Source organism: Thermodesulfovibrio sp. Kuro-1, assembly GCF_006538445.1.
In the GTDB taxonomy this organism is placed as follows: domain Bacteria; phylum Nitrospirota; class Thermodesulfovibrionia; order Thermodesulfovibrionales; family Thermodesulfovibrionaceae; genus Thermodesulfovibrio; species Thermodesulfovibrio yellowstonii.
The window spans coordinates 196146-213956 of record NZ_BJKS01000002.1 but is presented as its reverse complement, the minus strand read 5'-3'; the positions used below and the strand labels follow the sequence as shown (position 1 = coordinate 213956).

Annotated in this window: 16 protein-coding genes; 11 read left to right on the top strand and 5 right to left on the bottom strand. The window is 33.1% G+C overall.

Features of this window, described 5'->3' with window-relative positions; all coding sequences use genetic code 11:
• Positions 1-12: 12 nt before the first annotated feature.
• Complete coding sequence (hcp, locus tag FLY87_RS03320; protein WP_028842203.1) at positions 13-1635, bottom strand: hydroxylamine reductase; 1623 nt, start codon at positions 1633-1635, stop codon at positions 13-15.
• Between the two features lie 486 nt (positions 1636-2121).
• On the opposite strand from hcp, the gene nrfD reads away from it, so the two are divergent.
• The 4 genes from nrfD to FLY87_RS03300 are packed head-to-tail and all read left to right on the top strand — an operon-like array spanning position 2122 to position 7056.
• Positions 2122-3024 carry an NrfD/PsrC family molybdoenzyme membrane anchor subunit gene (gene nrfD, locus FLY87_RS03315; RefSeq protein WP_028842204.1) on the top strand — a complete coding sequence of 301 codons (903 nt, stop codon included), beginning with the start codon at positions 2122-2124 and terminating at the stop codon, positions 3022-3024.
• Between the two features lie 12 nt (positions 3025-3036).
• The gene (locus FLY87_RS03310; protein ID WP_141266297.1) at positions 3037-5622 is read left to right on the top strand and encodes a molybdopterin-dependent oxidoreductase; all 2586 of its coding nucleotides are present in this window, start codon (positions 3037-3039) and stop codon (positions 5620-5622) included.
• A gap of 4 nt (positions 5623-5626) precedes the next feature.
• Positions 5627-6319, top strand: coding sequence for a 4Fe-4S dicluster domain-containing protein (locus FLY87_RS03305; protein ID WP_051345810.1), 693 nt, complete (start codon positions 5627-5629; stop codon positions 6317-6319).
• Entirely contained in the window at positions 6316-7056 is a 741-nt protein-coding gene (locus tag FLY87_RS03300) for a molecular chaperone (protein WP_141266296.1), read from the top strand. The genes FLY87_RS03305 and FLY87_RS03300 overlap by 4 nt, the downstream gene beginning before the upstream one ends.
• 19 nt (positions 7057-7075) lie before the next feature.
• Here FLY87_RS03300 and FLY87_RS03295 read toward each other — a convergent pair whose 3' ends face one another.
• Both FLY87_RS03295 and FLY87_RS03290 read right to left on the bottom strand, forming a co-directional pair.
• A complete protein-coding gene (locus FLY87_RS03295) occupies positions 7076-7759 on the bottom strand; it encodes a response regulator transcription factor (RefSeq protein WP_028842207.1) in 684 nt (227 codons plus the stop codon).
• A complete protein-coding gene (locus FLY87_RS03290; RefSeq protein WP_051345811.1) occupies positions 7752-9413 on the bottom strand; it encodes a DUF3365 domain-containing protein in 1662 nt (553 codons plus the stop codon). The genes FLY87_RS03295 and FLY87_RS03290 overlap by 8 nt, the downstream gene beginning before the upstream one ends.
• Before the next feature lie 66 nt (positions 9414-9479).
• On the opposite strand from FLY87_RS03290, the gene napA reads away from it, so the two are divergent.
• From napA to FLY87_RS03260, 6 genes are all read left to right on the top strand, one after another.
• Positions 9480-12266 carry a nitrate reductase catalytic subunit NapA gene (napA, locus tag FLY87_RS03285; RefSeq protein ID WP_038058717.1) on the top strand — a complete coding sequence of 929 codons (2787 nt, stop codon included), beginning with the start codon at positions 9480-9482 and terminating at the stop codon, positions 12264-12266.
• Between the two features lie 13 nt (positions 12267-12279).
• On the top strand, positions 12280-12735 hold the full coding sequence (locus tag FLY87_RS03280) for a nitrate reductase cytochrome c-type subunit (RefSeq protein WP_028842210.1): 456 nt from the start codon (positions 12280-12282) through the stop codon (positions 12733-12735).
• A gap of 90 nt (positions 12736-12825) precedes the next feature.
• Positions 12826-13272 carry a cytochrome c nitrite reductase small subunit gene (nrfH, locus tag FLY87_RS03275; RefSeq protein ID WP_028842211.1) on the top strand — a complete coding sequence of 149 codons (447 nt, stop codon included), beginning with the start codon at positions 12826-12828 and terminating at the stop codon, positions 13270-13272.
• Between the two features lie 12 nt (positions 13273-13284).
• Positions 13285-14751, top strand: a complete 1467-nt coding sequence (locus FLY87_RS03270) for an ammonia-forming cytochrome c nitrite reductase subunit c552 (RefSeq protein ID WP_012545985.1) — start codon at positions 13285-13287, stop codon at positions 14749-14751.
• 87 nt (positions 14752-14838) lie between these two features.
• The gene (locus FLY87_RS03265; RefSeq protein ID WP_012545137.1) at positions 14839-15507 is read left to right on the top strand and encodes a Crp/Fnr family transcriptional regulator; all 669 of its coding nucleotides are present in this window, start codon (positions 14839-14841) and stop codon (positions 15505-15507) included.
• 24 nt (positions 15508-15531) lie between these two features.
• Positions 15532-15732, top strand: coding sequence for a DUF6485 family protein (locus FLY87_RS03260; RefSeq protein ID WP_012546887.1), 201 nt, complete (start codon positions 15532-15534; stop codon positions 15730-15732).
• On the opposite strand, the gene FLY87_RS03255 is transcribed toward FLY87_RS03260, so the two are convergent.
• Positions 15710-16579, bottom strand: coding sequence for a metallophosphoesterase family protein (locus tag FLY87_RS03255; protein WP_028842212.1), 870 nt, complete (start codon positions 16577-16579; stop codon positions 15710-15712). The two genes, FLY87_RS03260 and FLY87_RS03255, sit on opposite strands and share 23 nt — an antisense overlap.
• Positions 16557-17192, bottom strand: coding sequence for a HEAT repeat domain-containing protein (locus tag FLY87_RS03250; RefSeq protein ID WP_012546692.1), 636 nt, complete (start codon positions 17190-17192; stop codon positions 16557-16559). The genes FLY87_RS03255 and FLY87_RS03250 overlap by 23 nt, the downstream gene beginning before the upstream one ends.
• A gap of 41 nt (positions 17193-17233) precedes the next feature.
• Here FLY87_RS03250 and FLY87_RS03245 point away from each other — a divergent pair, with 41 nt between their 5' ends.
• Entirely contained in the window at positions 17234-17809 is a 576-nt protein-coding gene (locus tag FLY87_RS03245; RefSeq protein WP_012545581.1) for a class II aldolase/adducin family protein, read from the top strand.
• Positions 17810-17811: the final 2 nt, after the last annotated feature.

Here is a 17811-nt window from a genome sequence, read left to right as displayed (position 1 = left end):
GGTATTATTTTTTTATCTCAAAATATCCTTTAAATCTTCCTCTGCGGTTTTTATTGGTTTAATTCCGAAATTATCAACAAGTACCTTAAGCACATTGGGACTTACAAAGGCTGGTAGCGTTGGTCCAAGACGAATATTTTTTATACCAAGATAAAGCAAAGTTGTTAAAATAGCCACTGCCTTTTGCTCAAACCATGAAAGGATAAGGGAAAGGGGTAGTTCATTAACACTTACATTAAACGCCTTTGAAAGAGCAAGAGCAATTTGAATTGCTGAATAGGCATCATTGCATTGACCAACATCAAGAAGTCTGGGAATTCCGTTAATTGAACCGAGTTCTTTGTCAAAGAATCTGAATTTACCACAGGCTAAGGTTAACACTATCGTATCTTTAGGTGTTTTCTCAACAAACTCAGTATAATAACTTCTTCCAGGCTTTGCGCCATCGCAACCACCAACAAGAAAGAAGTGGCGAATTTTTCCTGCTTTGACAAGCTCAATTACCTTGTCAGCAACACTAAGTACACTGTTTCTTGCAAAACCAACCATTACTGTTTTATCTTCCTTATCTTCTGTAAATCCGGGCAGTTCAAGTGCTTTTTCAATAACAGGAGTAAAATCTTTGTCTTTAATATGTTTAACCCCTGGCCAACCTACTACACCAGTTGTAAAAATTCTGTCCTTATAGCTTTCCTGAGGCTTAATTATACAGTTTGTTGTCATAAGTATAGCACCCGGGAATTGAGCAAACTCTCTCTGTTGATTCTGCCATGCTGTGCCATAATGCCCATAAAAATGTTTGTATTTTTTGAGTTCTGGATAGCCATGACAGGGAAGCATCTCCCCATGAGTATAAACATATATTCCCTTGCCTTCTGTTTGTTGCAAAAGAAGTTCAAGGTCTCTAAGGTCATGACCTGACACAACTATTGCCTTGCCTTTTTTATGTCCAAGAGGAACAGGAGTTGGAACAGGATGTCCGTATCTACCAGTGTTTGCTGCATCAAGAAGTTCCATTGCTCTCAGATTAATTTCACCAGCCCGAAGTACCATATTTAACCAGAAGTCAAGGTCTCCATTTCTTTGCATTGCATCAAGGGCTTCATAAATAAAGGCATAAACCTTTTCATCTTCTTGCCCAAGAATCTGAGCATGGTCAGTATATGCAGCAATTCCCCTTAAGGAGTAAAGAGTTATTTCTTTTAATGACTGAACATCTTCATTTGATGAACTATGGAAAATTTTCTGATTTGCCTCCTCGCCTTGTTTTACAAGTTCTTGTAAATTGTTAGCTGGTTGAAACTTACAGGATTCAGTTTCCTGAACTTTAAAGCCCATTTGTTTAAGCTCATCTCTTAGTTTTACTGCCTCATAAATAAAGTTTTTGATTGCTTCTGAGTCAAAATTCACATTTGTGAGGGTTGCAAAAAGCGCTTCAACACTAAATTTGTTAATCCTTTTCATCACATTCTGTGTCTTAGATGAATTTTCTTTCAGAGCTTCCTTTGCATAGGTTGCAAGTCCCTGAAGTGCATATGTAAGTAAATCCTGAAGATAGGCAGTATCAGGCTGTTTTCCACATACACCTAATTTTGTGCATGGATTTGCTGTTTGTTCACATTGTCTACAAAACATGGTTAAACCTCCTAAAAGTTTTTCTTTATGATTAATTTTATCTAAAAAAAACGATAAAAAGTATGATTTAAATCATACTTCGGAACATTCAACTTATTAATAAAACATTGGAATGTTGAAGTCTTTGTTTTCAAATAAAAGCAAAAATTAAGACTCAATAATATTTAAATAATAGAAACCATAATAATATGTTAAGTTATCTATGAAATAGTATATGCAACAAAATTATATATGCAATAAATTATTGCATATATAATTTTGTTTATTTTATTTATTTCCAATATTATTTTTAATTAAATTTCAAAAAAATAGAGCTATAAGAAACAAATTGTTGCATTTTTTATTAATTTTTTAATGGATTTTCAAAGCAAAATTTAAACACAAATCAAATATATAAAAAAAATTAAATTCATAGATAAAAATTGGTACGTTAATTGTTTTTTAGAAAATGTAAACAAAATATTTAAGGAAAGGAGGTAAACCAATATGCAATTTCAAGCAAACTGGGGATTATTAATTGCTCTTTATTTATTTTTAGCTGGAATTTCAGCAGGAGCTTATATTAGTGCCTTTGTTTCCAAATTGAAAACAGGGTCAGATAATATAACAACAAGAGTAGGTGTTTTAATTGCTTTTCCATGTTTGATTTTAAGTTTGCTTTTTTTGTTTTTAGATTTAGGAAAATCTTTTAATTTCATGTATGCTTTTTTACGACCATTCAGTTCTGTTATTGCTGCAGGAACATGGATATTAACTTTCTTTTTTATTGTGAGTCTAATACAATGGCTTAGTTATTTTAAAAATAAAAAATTATCTATATTTACAGAAAATATCATATGGGGTTTCGGATTTGTTTCTGCTGTTCTGACAGCTTTTTATACAGGAGTTCTACTATGGGAAATGCAAGGAGTACCTTTTTGGAATAGCATTTTATTACCTTTTCTTTTTCTTGCATCAGCTATTTCTACTGGAATTGCTACTGTAGTTATAATAATTCTTATTTTCGTTTCAAAAAAACAAGATATCAGGCAGGAATATAGCGTCTTAAAATTTTTATCTCAAATAGATCTTTGGGCAATAGGAATTGAAGCTTGTATTCTTGCTATTTATTTAGCTTTTAACATTTTGTCCTCAAAGCCTGCAGCAGTTACCTCTGTTTATAATCTTATAACAGGCTCTTTATCTTTACCCTTTTGGTCTTTGGTAATCCTTATAGGTTTAATAGGTTCTTTTTATTTTGATTGGAAAACTATAAAAATCAAGGAGTTATCTCCATCATTTATTTTAAATAACATTTTAGCAAGCTTCTGTTTACTGATCGGAGGTTTTATGTTGAGATACCTTGTTCTTGCAGCAGGCACATTAGGCACATTGGCTAATTTATATTAAGGAGGTGAAAATATGAAAAAAATAGAATTAAGCAGAAGAAACTTACTAAAATGGGCAAGTACCTCTGCTTTATTGACAATGTTCCCTTCAACTTTGAGACGCTTTGTTTCTGTTACCGGTTTAGCTGAGGCTTCAGAAAAAGAAATAAAATATACTATTAGCAAAAAAATACCTCAGGTATGTGCACGTGCTTGTGAATGCGATTGTGCTTACTATGTAGTTATAGGTAAGGATTCTGAAACGGGCATAGAAAAAGCTTTAACCTTAGAAGGCTGGCAGGATGATCCTGTTTCAAGAGGAAAATATTGTATTAAAGGACTTGCATTTGTAGATTCTATGTATGATCCTGACAGATTATTGGTAGCTTTAAAAAGAACAAATCCTAAAAAAGGTATAAATGAAGATCCGGGTTGGATTGTTGTTTCAACAGAAGAAGCTTTAAAAGAAATCGTTCAGAAGATGAAGAAATTTAATAAGGATGAAATTGTTTTTTGTTCTCCAGGAGATCCTTATACAAACCGACTTTGTAGATCTATTGGTGTCAGAAGATCTGATCAACGAACAGAGTGTTTTGGCACCCATTACTATATAAATTCTTTGATGTTGACTAATCCTCCTAATAAGTACTATTCAAGCACTTATACTGTAACTCACTCTGTATGGGGATTTGATTACAGTAACACAAAATATATGATTTGGTTTGGGTTTGATTCTTTTAGTAAATGCGGTAAAGCCGGAATTTTAAATCACATTGCTGAAGGAAAACGCAAAGGAACAAAAATTGTCATATTTAATCCTATAAAAACTCCCATAGCTGATGGCTATGCTGATGAGTGGTATCCTATAAAACCCGGAACAGATCTCGCAGTAGCTTTAGCAATGATTAAATTCATCATAGACCATAAACTTTACAATGAAAAATTTTTAAAAGAATATACAGATGCTATAGCTCTTGTTGATGAAAAAACTCGTAAACATGTTGGCAGTAGTGATAGAAATTGGTTTGCTTGGTGTAAAACTCATCAAAGAATTGAACCTTTATCAAAATGTGATGATCCTGCATTGGAAGGAGGTCCTTATAAATTTGAATTTGAGGGAAAACAAATTAGTGCTAAACCTGTATTACAAATTTTAAAAGAAAATCTTAAAGATTGTACTTCTGAATGGGCTTCTAAAATTAGTGAGGTTCCTATAGAAGTGATTAATAGAATTGCGGAAGAATTCGCAAAAGCCTCTCCTTATAGTTGTATTCCTAATTTAAAACGTGATGCTGCTGGTCCCAACTATGCAAACAGTTGGAGATTAATGCATGCAATAAATATTCTTCATTGCTTAGGTGGTTCTTTTGACCATGAAGGTGGTGTGTTATTAATATCTGATGTAAAAGTTCCATGGTTAGAAGATATTGCACCTCCTGTGAAACCTTATCCTCCACTTCCTAAAGAATCTCCTGATTTTAGACATGAATTTCCTATAACTGAAAATATTTATCAAAAGAAAGATTTTTCTGCTCCCGGGCATTATGGTATTCTCGGATATGGCCTTTATAAAACTAAAAAAATAAAGTGTGTTTTCTTTAGAAATCCCTATAGAGGACTTTTTGCCCTTGTTCAACCACAAATGGTGGAAAAAGCTCTCGAAAACATAGAATTAGTTATTGATTGGAATATGTATGTTGATGATTTGTCCTATTATTGGTGTGACTATATTTTGCCTGCTCCCCATCAATTTGAAGAGGCTAAATTGGATATTAGACAGTATTATCCAAAATATCCATGTTATGTAGCAGGTAGTTCTGTTCAAAAAGCTCCTGGTGATTGTATTGGATGGGGTAAACTTGCAGTAAAAATAGGATTAGCATTGGCTCCAGAATACTGGACGATTGATGGTAGTGGTAATCCAGAAAAGGTTATCCCTACTAATACTGGTGATTATGCACTCAAGAAGCAAGGTATTGCAAATACTGTTCAGGAATTTATAAATAGTAAAGGTGGTATATGGATAAACAAAAGATTCTACAAAAACTGGAGCACGATTAAAGAAATTGGGTATGGGCGTCCACAGGGTCGTATAAGAATGTATATTGATGAATTTGTTGATGTAGCCCATGAACCACTTCCAATATGGTCACCCCGCTGGACAGAACCTGAGGGAGAATATAGATTTTCATTAGTTGTCACCAGGGCGCCTTGGACAATGCATTCTGACCCTAATTTCATAAATAATCCTATTCTTAAATCACTTTCTGCAAAAAATTATATAGATTGCGTATGGATAAATCCTCAAGTAGCAAAAGAAATGGGAATTTCAGAAGGAGATTGGATAGTGTTAGAAACAAATCCTAAATATATGACTGAGTTACCTCGTCCGGTGAAGGCTCAGGTGCATATTTCTAATAGAGTAGCTCGTAAAGACTGCGTTTTGGTTTTTCATGGATTAGGACATCGCTCTCCTAAGTTAAGAATAGCCAAAAATTTCGGATATAGAGACGGTGACTTAATCCCTCAAAAAGATCCGAATATTGTTAAAAAACATGACCCTACAGGCATGGGATGGGTTGAAGATGTTTATGTGAAAATTAAGAAAGGAGGTAAATAATAAAATGGGAAATTATGCATTTCTTATTGATACGAGATTTTGTACAGGTTGTAATACATGTTTTTATAAATGTGTCCAAGAAAATAGATATCATTTCCAAGCAGCTAAAGGACTCGCAAGAACGACGGTTTTTATTCAGGATAATGGTTTACTTCATCATCGGTGTATGCATTGCGAAAATCCTTCTTGTGTTGCTTCTTGTCCAAGTGGAGCCTTTTATAAAACGCCTGAAGGAATAGTTCTTCATAATCCTCAACATTGTATCGGATGTAGAACATGCGTAGTTGCATGTCCTTTCAATGTTCCTCAATGGGATTCAGATAAAAAAGAGTTTGTTAAATGTACAATGTGCATCCATAGAGTAAGTAAAGGTTTGTTGCCAGCTTGTGTTGAGGCTTGTCCTACAGAAGCACTTACATTTGGAAAACGTCAAGAAATTTTAGATAAAAGTCAAAAACTCTCACAGGAAACAAGGTTATTTATGTATGGAAGAGAAGAAAATGGTGGTACAAGTGTTTTTATTCTAACTAAGGAAAAACCCACTGATATTGGATATCCTTCGGTTGCGAATATCTCTATAACTGGAAGAGGATCAAAAACTCTCGTAGGAGCGACTGCAGCTGCGGCAATTGTTTATATAGGATTGAAAAAATATAGTGAACGTAGAAAAGAAATAGAAGAAAAGAAAAAACAATGAAAGGAGAGGGATGGGGGATAAGCCCATCCCTATTTATTATGGAAATAAAAAATGAGATAAGACAATTTTTTTATTCATTTTTTTCAGAAATTTTGGATTATCCAAAAATTGAATTAATAATTAAATTATTTTCTAACGAATTCTCTAAAAACATAACTTTTTTAAAGGAATTTTTTAAGAATGAAAAAATAAATTCAAAGATTTCAACGAACATTTATAAGTTTTTAAAACATATTAGGGGAATAAATAAAGCTTCATATTCTGAGGTTTATCTTTTAGAATTACAAAAAGAATATACAAGGCTTTGTCATGTTTCTAAGCCAAGATTATTACCTCTCTTTGAATCAGTTTACAAAGAAGGGAAACTGTTCCAAGACTCAACTATTAAGGTAGTTCAACTTTATCGTCAAGCAGGTTTAGAAGTGATAAATAACTTTTCTTTGCCACCAGATCATATCTCTCTTGAATTAGAGTTTATGGCCTATTTATGTTCTCAAGAAACAGAAGCATTAGCTAAAAATGAATTTAATATTATTGAAAAATTGCAAAAGTTGCAATTACAAATGTTTCATGATCATTTGTATCCTTTTGCTACAGAATTTGCAGCAAGACTGCAGAAATATTCAGTTATTGATTTTTATAAATTGGTTGCTGAGTTATTGGAAGATTTTATGATATTAGAAAAGGATTGTTATTTTTTGAAATTACAGGCAGAATTTATAATAGATAAAAATTAATCCGATAATCTCCTTTTTCCTAAAAATCTGTAAATTTATAGCCTATCCCTGTTACTGTAATAATATATTTTGGTTCTGTTGGGTTATCTTCAATTTTTTTTCTAAGATGCATAATGTGTACATCTATAACTCTGCTCCAAGGATATATTTTTTCTTCTTTACTCCATAAAAATTTTTTTAATTCTTTTTTTGAAACCACTTCACCCTTTTTGGAAATTAAATAACAGAGCAGATCATATTCTTTTGGTGTAAGAATTATTTCATTGTCTTTTTTCTTAACAACTCTCTTTTTAAAATCTATAAATAAATCTCCGATTTTAATCTGATTAATAGAGACAGATGCTGTTCTTCTAAGGCAAGCTTTAACTCTTGCAATAAGTTCAAGTGTTTCAAAAGGTTTAATTACATAATCATCTGCTCCAATTTCCAATCCAAGGACTCTATCTGAGATTTTATCCTTTGCAGTAAGCATGATCACAGGAAGTGCAAGATTTTTTTGTCTTATTTCTTTTAAAATTTCAAATCCATCAGCATCAGGAAGCATTATGTCAAGAATTAAAAGATTGACTTGATTAATAAAGTTTTTACCTTTTTCCCAGTTTTCAGTTGTAATTACTGTAAAACCATGAAGTTCGAAATTGGCTTTCAAAATTCTTAATATATCAGGATCATCATCAACAACAAGAAGTGAAATATCATCCATTTTTATTCCTCGGTAACCAAAAGTAAAAACAACTTCCGCGCTCTAAATTTTTAACACCGATTCCACCCTTATGTGATTCTACAATAGCTTTTGAAATAGCAAGTCCAAGCCCTGTACCTGTTGAATTTTTGCCTTTATAAAATTTTTCAAAAATTTTTTCTTTTTCCTCTCCCAAGATTCCTTCTCCCATATCTTCAACTTCAACCCATATGCTATCATCTTTCTGCCATCCTCTTATGGTTATTTCAGAATTACCAGGACTAAACTTTATGGCATTGATAAGAAGATTACATATAACCTGTTGAATTTTATCAGCATCAGCATAAAGACAAAGATCCTGAGAGACTTTTACAGTAAATCTAATATTTTTTTCATTTTGAATAAATTCTACCACAGTGTCTTCAATTAGTTCTCTTAAGTTAAAATTATGATACTGAAATTCCATAATACCTGCTTCTATTCTTTCAAGATCAAGCATATTTTTAACCATTCTTATAAGTCGCTCTGAATTCCTCTTAATAATATCAAGAAATTGAATAATTATTTCAGAGTCTTGATTTTCTTTAAAAGTTTGTAAAAGATAATCCACTGCTCCTTTTATGGATGTTAAAGGAGTTCTTAATTCATGGGCAGCGCTGGCAATAAAATCTGATTTTTTTGTATTAAGCTCTAAAAGCTGTCTGTTAGCTTCTTCAAGTTCTTTTGTTGCTTCTTTGATTCTTTCATGCAAAGATTGATGATAAATATTTATTTCATTTACCATTTCAATAAAAGTTTTATAAATTTCTTCAAATTCATCTCCTGTATTTAAAGCCTGTTTTGGAGGAATTTTTCCTTCCTTGAAATCTTTAATAGATTTTCTAAACCAATACAGTGGTCGTGATATATATATACCTACAAGAAAAATCACTGCAATGATTAAGGAGCCAATAGTAAAAAACATGATAAAGAGTAACTTTTCTTTGTTAGCATAAACTTCTTTAAAAATTTTATCTACTGGTAAAATAACACTTATTGCTCCGCGTACATCTCCTATTTTATAACCCTGTTTAATATGACATTGAAGACAAGCCTGTTCTGTCCGCAAAGGATACACATATACAAAGTACTTTTCACCACTAAAATCTGCTATTTCAGAATAGGAATCTTGCCTTGAGGTTTCAAACAGTTGAAGAGCTTTCTTTTCAATACTATTAGGTGCATTATCAGGATTTATAGGGTTGAGGCTAACAATTCTGAACCTGTAAGAAACCATTTTTTCTGCATACTCAGAAAGTTCTCTTGTAACTAATGCGGGATTTCTTAGAAGAAAAATTTTACCTTGAAGATCTTTTACCTCTGGAGTAAGTCCTACTTTATAAAGATATGGATTCGGTTTTTCTTCTGGAAGTTTTTTAACAAGAATACCTCCATGGTCAGCTATCCATTTTCTTAAAACTATTATTTGTTGAGCTATTGTTTTTGCTTCATTTTCAATCTGTTTGATTAAAAGTTTTTCTTGATGAATGTTAACTATGTAAAAAGATACCAGTAAAACTGTTCCAACTACCATGGCAAGAAAAATTGTAAATTTATAAGTAAGGTTTAATGGGATTCTAAAAAATTTTTCAAGAGTCATATTCATTTTTACAATTTTTTTACATGGATTTAACATACTCTTTATCCTGTAACAGATTATTATTTATATATAAACTTATAACAAAAAAAGGAGGTTTTGTCTATGAGTAACGTAAGAACGAAATTAACAAGGAGAGAATTCCTTAAAATTTTTACAGGAGCAACTGCAGGAATAGTATGGATAGTAAATTATCCAGAAAAAGTTTTAGGAACATCTGGTTCTGAGGAATTAAATTGGCATAAAGCAGTATGTAGATTTTGTGGAGTAGGTTGCGGATTATTGGTTGCAACAAACAATGACAGGATTGTAGCTATTAAAGGAGATCCTGAATCCCCAACTAATAAAGGACTTATATGTATAAAAGGTACTTCAAATGCAAAAATTCTTTACGGTGAAGATAGAATAACTACTCCACTTATGAGGATTAATGATAAGGGAGAATTTGATAAAAAAGGAAATTTTAAACCAGTGAGTTGGCAAAAAGCTTTTGATGAAATGACAAGACAGTTTAAAAAGTATTATTCTGAATTCGGTCCTTCCGCAATTGCCATGTTAGGTTCAGGGCAATGGACAATTTTTGAAGGATATGCTGCTGTAAAACTTATGAAAGCAGGCTTTAGAAGTAATAATCTTGAGCCAAATGCAAGACTTTGTATGGCAAGTGCTGTAGCAGCTTTCATGCAGACTTTTGGAATAGATGAGCCAGCAAACTGTTATGATGATATTGAGCTTACTGATACAATAATCGCTTTTGGTTCTAATATGGCAGAATGTCATCCTATACTTTGGTCAAGAATAATTGATAGAAAACTTTCTAACCCTGAAAAAGTTAGACTCGTTGCGTTATCTACTTATAGACAGCGCACCACTGATATGGCAGATATTGTAATTATTATTAAACCTCAAACCGATATTGCTATCTTAAATTATATTGCAAGAGAAATTGTTTACAGTTATCCTGAAGCAATAGATAAAGATTTTGTAGAAAAACACTGTATATTTGCTACAGGATATGTAGATATTGGTTATGAAATGAGAGATCCTGAACATTTGAGATATACTGAACTTGAAAAAGAAACCATAAAAAAACAGCGACAAAAAATAGTATCAGAAAATGAGGCTATTGCTCTTTCATATTTGGGGATAAAAGCTGGAGATATTATGGAAATGAAGCATACTCAAAAAGCTGATGTTCACTGGGCAATTTCTTTTGAAGAATTTAAAAAAGCTCTTGAACCATATACCCTTGATTATGTAGCAAGACTTTCAAAGGGAGATCCAGAAGAGCCTATTGAAGAATATAAGAAAAAACTAAAAATGCTTGCAGACCTTTATATTAAAAAAGGTAGAAAAATTTTAAGTTTTTGGACAATGGGATTCAATCAACATACAAGAGGAACATGGGTAAATGAAGCGATTTATATGATTCATCTTCTTTTAGGAAAATTTGCAAAACCTGGAAATGGGGCATTCAGTCTTACAGGGCAACCCACAGCCTGCGGAACAGCGAGAGAGGTAGGCACTTTTAGTCATAGACTCCCTGCCGACATGGTAGTCAATAATCCTGAACACAGAGCATTAGCTGAAAAAATATGGAAATTACCTGAAGGGACATTGAATCCAATACCCGGGGATCATTTCTTAAAAATTATGAGAGAGATTGAAGATGGAAATATAAAATGGATTTGGATTCAAGCCTGTAATCCATTACAGGATTTGGCAAATGCTCGACACTGGATTGAAGCTACACGTGATATGGATAATTTTATAGTTGTTTCAGAAGTTTATCCCGGAATGTCAGCAAAAATGGCTGATCTTATACTGCCTGCTGCTTTGCATTTTGAAAAATGGGGAGCGTTTGGAAATGGAGAAAGAAGAACCAATATCTGGGCTCAACTTGTAACGCCTGTTGGCTTAGCCATGTCTGATTTATGGCAGATGGTAGAGTTCTCCAAATTGTTCAAACTTAAAGAAGTATGGAAAGAATGGAAATTAAGAAACGGAACAGTTCTTCCTAATGTTATTGAAAAAGCAAATACAATGGGTTATTCTCCTGAGACAACTCTTTATGAGGTTATTTTCGCAAATAAAGATTCAAAGAAGTTTATATGGAATTCTTCAGGTAATAATCCTTTAAATACAGAGGCTCAAGGTGATAAAAGAAAGATTATAGGTATTGATGGTAAACCCTTCAAAGGATATGGATTTTTTATCCAGAAATATCTTTTTGAGGAGTATAGAACCTTTGGGCTCGGAAACGGCCATGACCTTGCTGACTTTGATACTTATCTCAAAACAAGAGGGCTTAGATGGCCGGTAGTGAATGGAAAAGAGACTAAATGGCGATTCAATGCAGAGTTTGATCCTTATGCCCAAAAAGCTAATGCAGGAGAGTTTGCATTTTATGGTAAATCTTTTAAGAAAATTCCAAAAGGAACGCTTTTTGGTCCATCCAGTGAAATGATAGATTGTACGAATAAGGCTAAGATATTCTTTAGACCTTATATGGACTCTCCTGAAATACCTGATGAGAAATATCCATTCTATCTTTGCACAGGACGAGTTATTGAACATTGGCATAGTGGAACTATGACCATGAGAGTTCCTGAGCTTTACAGAGCTATGCCAGAGGCTTTTTGTTACATGCATCCAAAAGATGCAGAAAAAATAGGTGTAAAAGATGGGGAACTGGTATGGATAGAAAGCAGAAGAGGTAAAGTAAAGGCAAGGATTTCTACTAAAGGGAGGAACAGACCTCCGGTTGGCTATATATTTGTTCCATGGTTTGATGAAAGAGTATATATAAATAAAGTAACTCTTGATGCTGCCTGTCCAATTTCTAAACAGGTAGATCATAAAAAATGTGCAGTCAAAATTTATAAGGCTTAAGGAGGAGCAAAAAATGGCGAGAAAATTTTTAATGATAATTTTACTTTGTATTTTAGCTTTTTATGTAGAGGCAAAGAATAATGATTTTATAATTCCTGAAAAAATAGGGATCAGAAAATCATCTCTTCGTATAGAAGAAGTCATTCCTCCAGCCATATTAGAGTCTGAATCTGCAGAAGAATCCATGTATGGAAAATATAAAAAAGCTTATTCAACAGCACCACCACCGATTCCTCATTCTGTAAAAGATTATATGCCAATAACTCAGAAAAAGAATGCTTGTATTGAGTGCCATGAGATAGATAAAGCAAAATTATTTAATATAAAGTCTATGCCTTATTCTCATTATGTCAATGCGAGAACAGGACAAAAACTTCCTTTTTTTTATAATGGAATATATAACTGTAGTTTATGTCATGTGCCACAATTAAATATACAGCTACCTGTACAAAATATTTTTTCAAAATGAACAGGATTTAAAAATTTTTTACATGAAATTTACAAAAACTTTACAAAATATCTGATATAATTGTAACAAAACAGAAAGAAAGGAGGGGGTATGCAAAAAAAATGGGCTAAATATGGAATATTAGCAATCTTTTTCTTATTGTTTTTAATTATCTTGCTTTCAAAAAATATCCTTGCCAAGACTAACTCTCCAGAGTTTTGTGCTAAATGTCATGTTATGCAAGACGAATATGTAACCTTAATGAAGGGAGGGATTCACAACTCCTTAAGATGCGTAGACTGCCATCTTCCAAATGATTCAAAGGCAAATTTTTATCTATGGAAAGGCATTGATGGAACAAAAGATGTAGTGCATTTTTACTCTGGAAGCGTGCCTGAAAGAATTATTATCTCTGCTCATGGTAAAAAAATAGTTCAGGAAAACTGCGTAAGATGTCATGAAGGAATAGTCTCAAAGATTAACGTATCAGATAGAAAATGCTGGGACTGCCATAAAAGAATATCCCACAGGCAAGCAGGTTTAAGAGAAACTATTTAAGGGGGTGTTTTGATGAAAAGATTGAGCTTTATATGTATTTTGTGTTTTATGGCTTTTGTTTTATTTTCCTGTGCACCTGAAAAGCCTAAGGAATTTAAAGCTACGGCTATTTCAGAAAATGAAGTTGATCCAGAAGTCTGGGGAAAGGTTTATCCAATTCATTATGAGATGTATAAACAGTCTCAGGAACCAACACCTGCTGGAAAGAGTAAGTATAAAAAAGGATGGGATACTGATAAAGTTATCTATGATAAACTTTCGGAGTATCCTTTTATGGCATTGCTATACAATGGGTGGGGTTTTGGAATTGAATATAATGAACCGAGGTCTCATTTTTATAGATTAATTGATCAGCTTGAAATAGACCCATCAAGACTTAAACCAGGTGGTGTGTGTCTAACCTGTAAAACTTCCTATGCACCTGAGCTTGAAGCAAAATATGGTATTAACTACTACAACAAACCCTACAAGGAAGTATGGAGTTGGATACCAGAAAAACATAGAAAGCTCGGAGACTCATGTATTGATTGTCATAATCCAAAAGATGCCTCACTTCAGATAAGAAGAGGATTCACACTTGTTAAAGCCCTTCAAACAATGGGTGTTGATACCAACAATATTCCTCATCAGCAGATGCGTAGCATTATTTGTGCCCAATGTCATGTTACATACGTTGTTCCAAGAGACAAAGATATGAAACCTACAGGACTGTTTTTCCCTTGGCAGGGAAGTAAACTTGGTGGAATTACTATTGAAAATATTATTAAAGTTCTAAAAAGTGATCCCGCCTACGGTGAGTGGAAGCAGGCTGTTACAGGCTTTAAGCTTGGCTATATAAGACACCCAGAATTTGAATTTTTCTCAAACAACTCAACCCACTGGAATGCAGGAGTATCTTGTGCAGACTGTCACATGCCTTACAAAAAAATGGGTGGCTTCAAAGTATCTGAACACAGGATAATGAGTCCTCTTAAGTCTGTTATGAAAGCGTGTCTCCAGTGTCACAGTGAGACTCCAGAGTGGCTTAAACAGAGAGTATTAACCATACAGGACAGAACAATGAGTCTACTGCTTAGGGCAGGATATCAGACAGCAGTTACGGCAAAGCTTTTTGAGATTGCAAACAAAGCACAGGAGCAGGGCAAAAAACTTGACCAAAACCTTTACAACAAAGCAAAAGACCTTTATCTTGAAGCACTTTACAGAGTAATATTCATAGGTGCTGAAAACTCAATTGGATTTCATAATCCTACAGAGGCTGGAAGAATTCTTGGTGATGCCACAGCCTACGCATCAAAATCAGAGGCGGTTTTAAGGACAATGCTTGCACAGGCAGGAGTAAGCGTTCCTGTAAATATAGACCTTGAACTTAAAAAATATCTTAATGGCCGTGGAGAGAAGAAGCTTAACTTTAAACCGGAGCAGGAATTTAAAGACCCTTACGGAACTCAGCAAAACATAGAGGCTTTACTTAAATAAAAATTATTAAAGCTTCTGCAGTCTGGAGAGCATTCAGATGCAGAAGCTTTTTTATTTTAAATAATTTAATCTGTTAAAATTATATTTATGCTGGAGAAATTAGCCATTTTTCAAATTCTCAATGAAAATGATATAAAGACTCTTGAGAAAAATCTTAAAGTCTACAAATTTAAAAAGAGAGAGACGATTTTTAATGAAGGTGATATCCCGCAATGGTTTCATGTTTTGATTAAAGGCAAGATTAAGATATCTAAATTTTCAAACAATGGCAAAGAGATTATTCTTGAGCTTTTAGATGCACCAGATTTTTTCGGAACTTTGGCTTTGCTTAAAAATATTCCCTATCCAGCCAGTGCTATTGCAATTGATGACTGTGATATTGGGAATATTCCTTCCAAGACTTTCCTTCAGATAGTTAATAAATATCCTGAATTACAGTCTGAAATACTACATCATGTTACCATGAGACTAAAATCAGGCATTGAAAGTCTTAAAAATATTGCTTTAGTTGATGTTTTATCAAGAATTGTTTATCAGATTCTTAAACTTGCTAATAAATATGGCAAAAAAGTATCCGAAGGTATTCTGATAGATTTAAAACTTACAAAACAGGAAATTGCAGAAATGTCAGGAACAACTACTGAGACAGCAATAAGGATAATGAGTAAATTAAAAAAAGAAGGTTATATAACTGAACAGAATCGCAAAATTATTATCAAAGATATAGAAATGCTTTTAAATTTACTTAAAGATTAATTTTATGCCCAAAGGAGGACAACCATGGAATGTAAGATTGAAAGAAACAAAAAAATCTGTAACTGTAGTTACGAACCTTGCGAGAAAAAAGGAATTTGTTGTGAATGTTTGCATTATCACAGAAAAAGAGGAGAACTTCCAGCATGTTATTTTACTCCAGAAATAGAAGCTACCTATGACAGGAGCATTAAAAGGTTTATCTCTATGCATCAAGGTAAAAAGTAAGGTTTTCTAAAACAACATCTCTTGCATCATTAATTTTTTTTGATAAATCAACTTTTACAACTGTTATACCTGCAATTGAAGCATATCTACGGCAGGTAAATACTGTAATGCATTTATTGGAGTAAATTGCTTTACCTGCTATATGATAATCATGTCCTCTGATAAAGCAAGAAGCATTGATACTATTTAAAAAACTGATAAGTTGCTCTTCTGTAAATTTAGGGATTCCGAATCCTCTGAACATTGGTGATATTGCTGCATCAATCCACAATATTTCTAAAATTAAATCTTGTTTTGATTTGTCATCTATTTGTTGTCCATGAAAAGGAAATCCTGCATGGGATGCCACAATTCCATTTATTGTTTGTATCATTAAAGGCATTTCTCTGAAAAGAGATATAGCGGCATCATGAATTTTTATTCCTGTTTTGCCGAATATATCTATAAGTTCTTTATCAAATTCATAGGGATAACAAAAAACTGAATAGTGTGCTTCATGATTGCCTTTTAGAAGAAAGATTCTGTCTGGAAAATTTAGTTTAAGCAAGCATAGATAAAGGAGGTTATAAAGAGAACCTTCAGGTTCGGGTTCTCTATCTATATAGTCGCCAAGAAATATCAGACAATTTTTAGTTTCCTGTAGAAAAAATCTTTTTACAATGTATTTTGTAGTTGAAAAATCTCCATGAGTGTCTCCAACAAAAACTGCTTCTCCTTCTACAAAATTTAGTTTTATGTATGGAGGTTCTTGTTTTAAAATCTCAGTTGTGGTTTTGAAAACTTGAATAATGCTGTCTGGCTCTAAATTTTCAATTAACTCAGGATTATAAAGAACCTCCAACTGCATCTAATAACTCCTTATGATTTCCATCAGAGGCTATTTCTTTTATAAATTTTGTTGCCTCTGGTGTCCCTATTGATTTTAAAGCATTAACAATTGCTATCCTGACTGCCAGACTTTTTTCAGAATAAAAGGCTTCTTTAAGATATTTAATAGATTCCACCATCTTAAGCCTTCCCAATGATTTTGCAGTAGCTTCTCTTATGAGAATTTCAGGGTCTTTTAAGCCTTCTTTTAAAATATCAAGAAGCCTCATGTTCGGCTTGAAGTTTCCAAGAGCATCTGCAACATAGGATTTTAGAGAAGGACACTCGTGATGGAAAAAATGATCTTGAAACATATTTAATAAACTTTCCTGTGCCTGAGAAGTACCGATATTTCCGAGAAGGCTTATAGCTCGTATTCTGTACCTCCAATCATATCCTCTTGCATCAGCCAGCTTTATAACCACGGAAAGCATATCAGGGTTTTTAAATCTTTCTACAAATGCAGGCTCTGAAATTTTTTCTCTCCATTTAGGAGTATCAAGTTCTTTAAGAAGTTCATCAATTGTTAGTGCATAAGAAGTGAGCGGGAAAAGAATAACTCCCAGAATTAAAAATTTAAAAAATTTTTTCATAAAATACCTCCAACGAATTCTTATATTGTTATAATAAAACTATGCAATGGGAAAAAGAAAGAAAAGAAATTGTCAGAGTTGCAAAAAAGATTTATAAAAAAGGACTTGTTACCGCAAATAGTGGAAATTTCAGTGTAAGGACAGCAAATGAAACCATACTGATTACTCCACGCTCTAAGTCATATGAAAGGCTCAAATTTTCTGATATCATTGAACTCAATTTTGACGGCAAAGTTATAGAAGGAAGTAGAGAGCCTTCTTCTGAATATAGACTTCACATTGAAATTTATAAAAGAAGAAAAGATATTAATGCGGTCATTCATACGCATTCAACTTTTGCATGTGCTCTGGCATCTTTAAATCAATCTCTCCCTGTAATTCTTGATGAACAAAGAACTGTTTTTGGAGGAGAGGTCAGAGTGGCAAAATACGCGGTTTCTGGCTCAGAAGAGCTTGCAAAAGAGGCTGTTAAAGCATTAAAAAATAGAAAAGCTGTTTTTTTATCAAAACACGGTGCTGTAGCAGTTGGCAAAAATATTAGTGAAGCCGATACTATCTGCGAACTTCTTGAGAAGTTCTGCCAGATTTATGTTTTTATGCGATTACTTCAAAAGTAGGC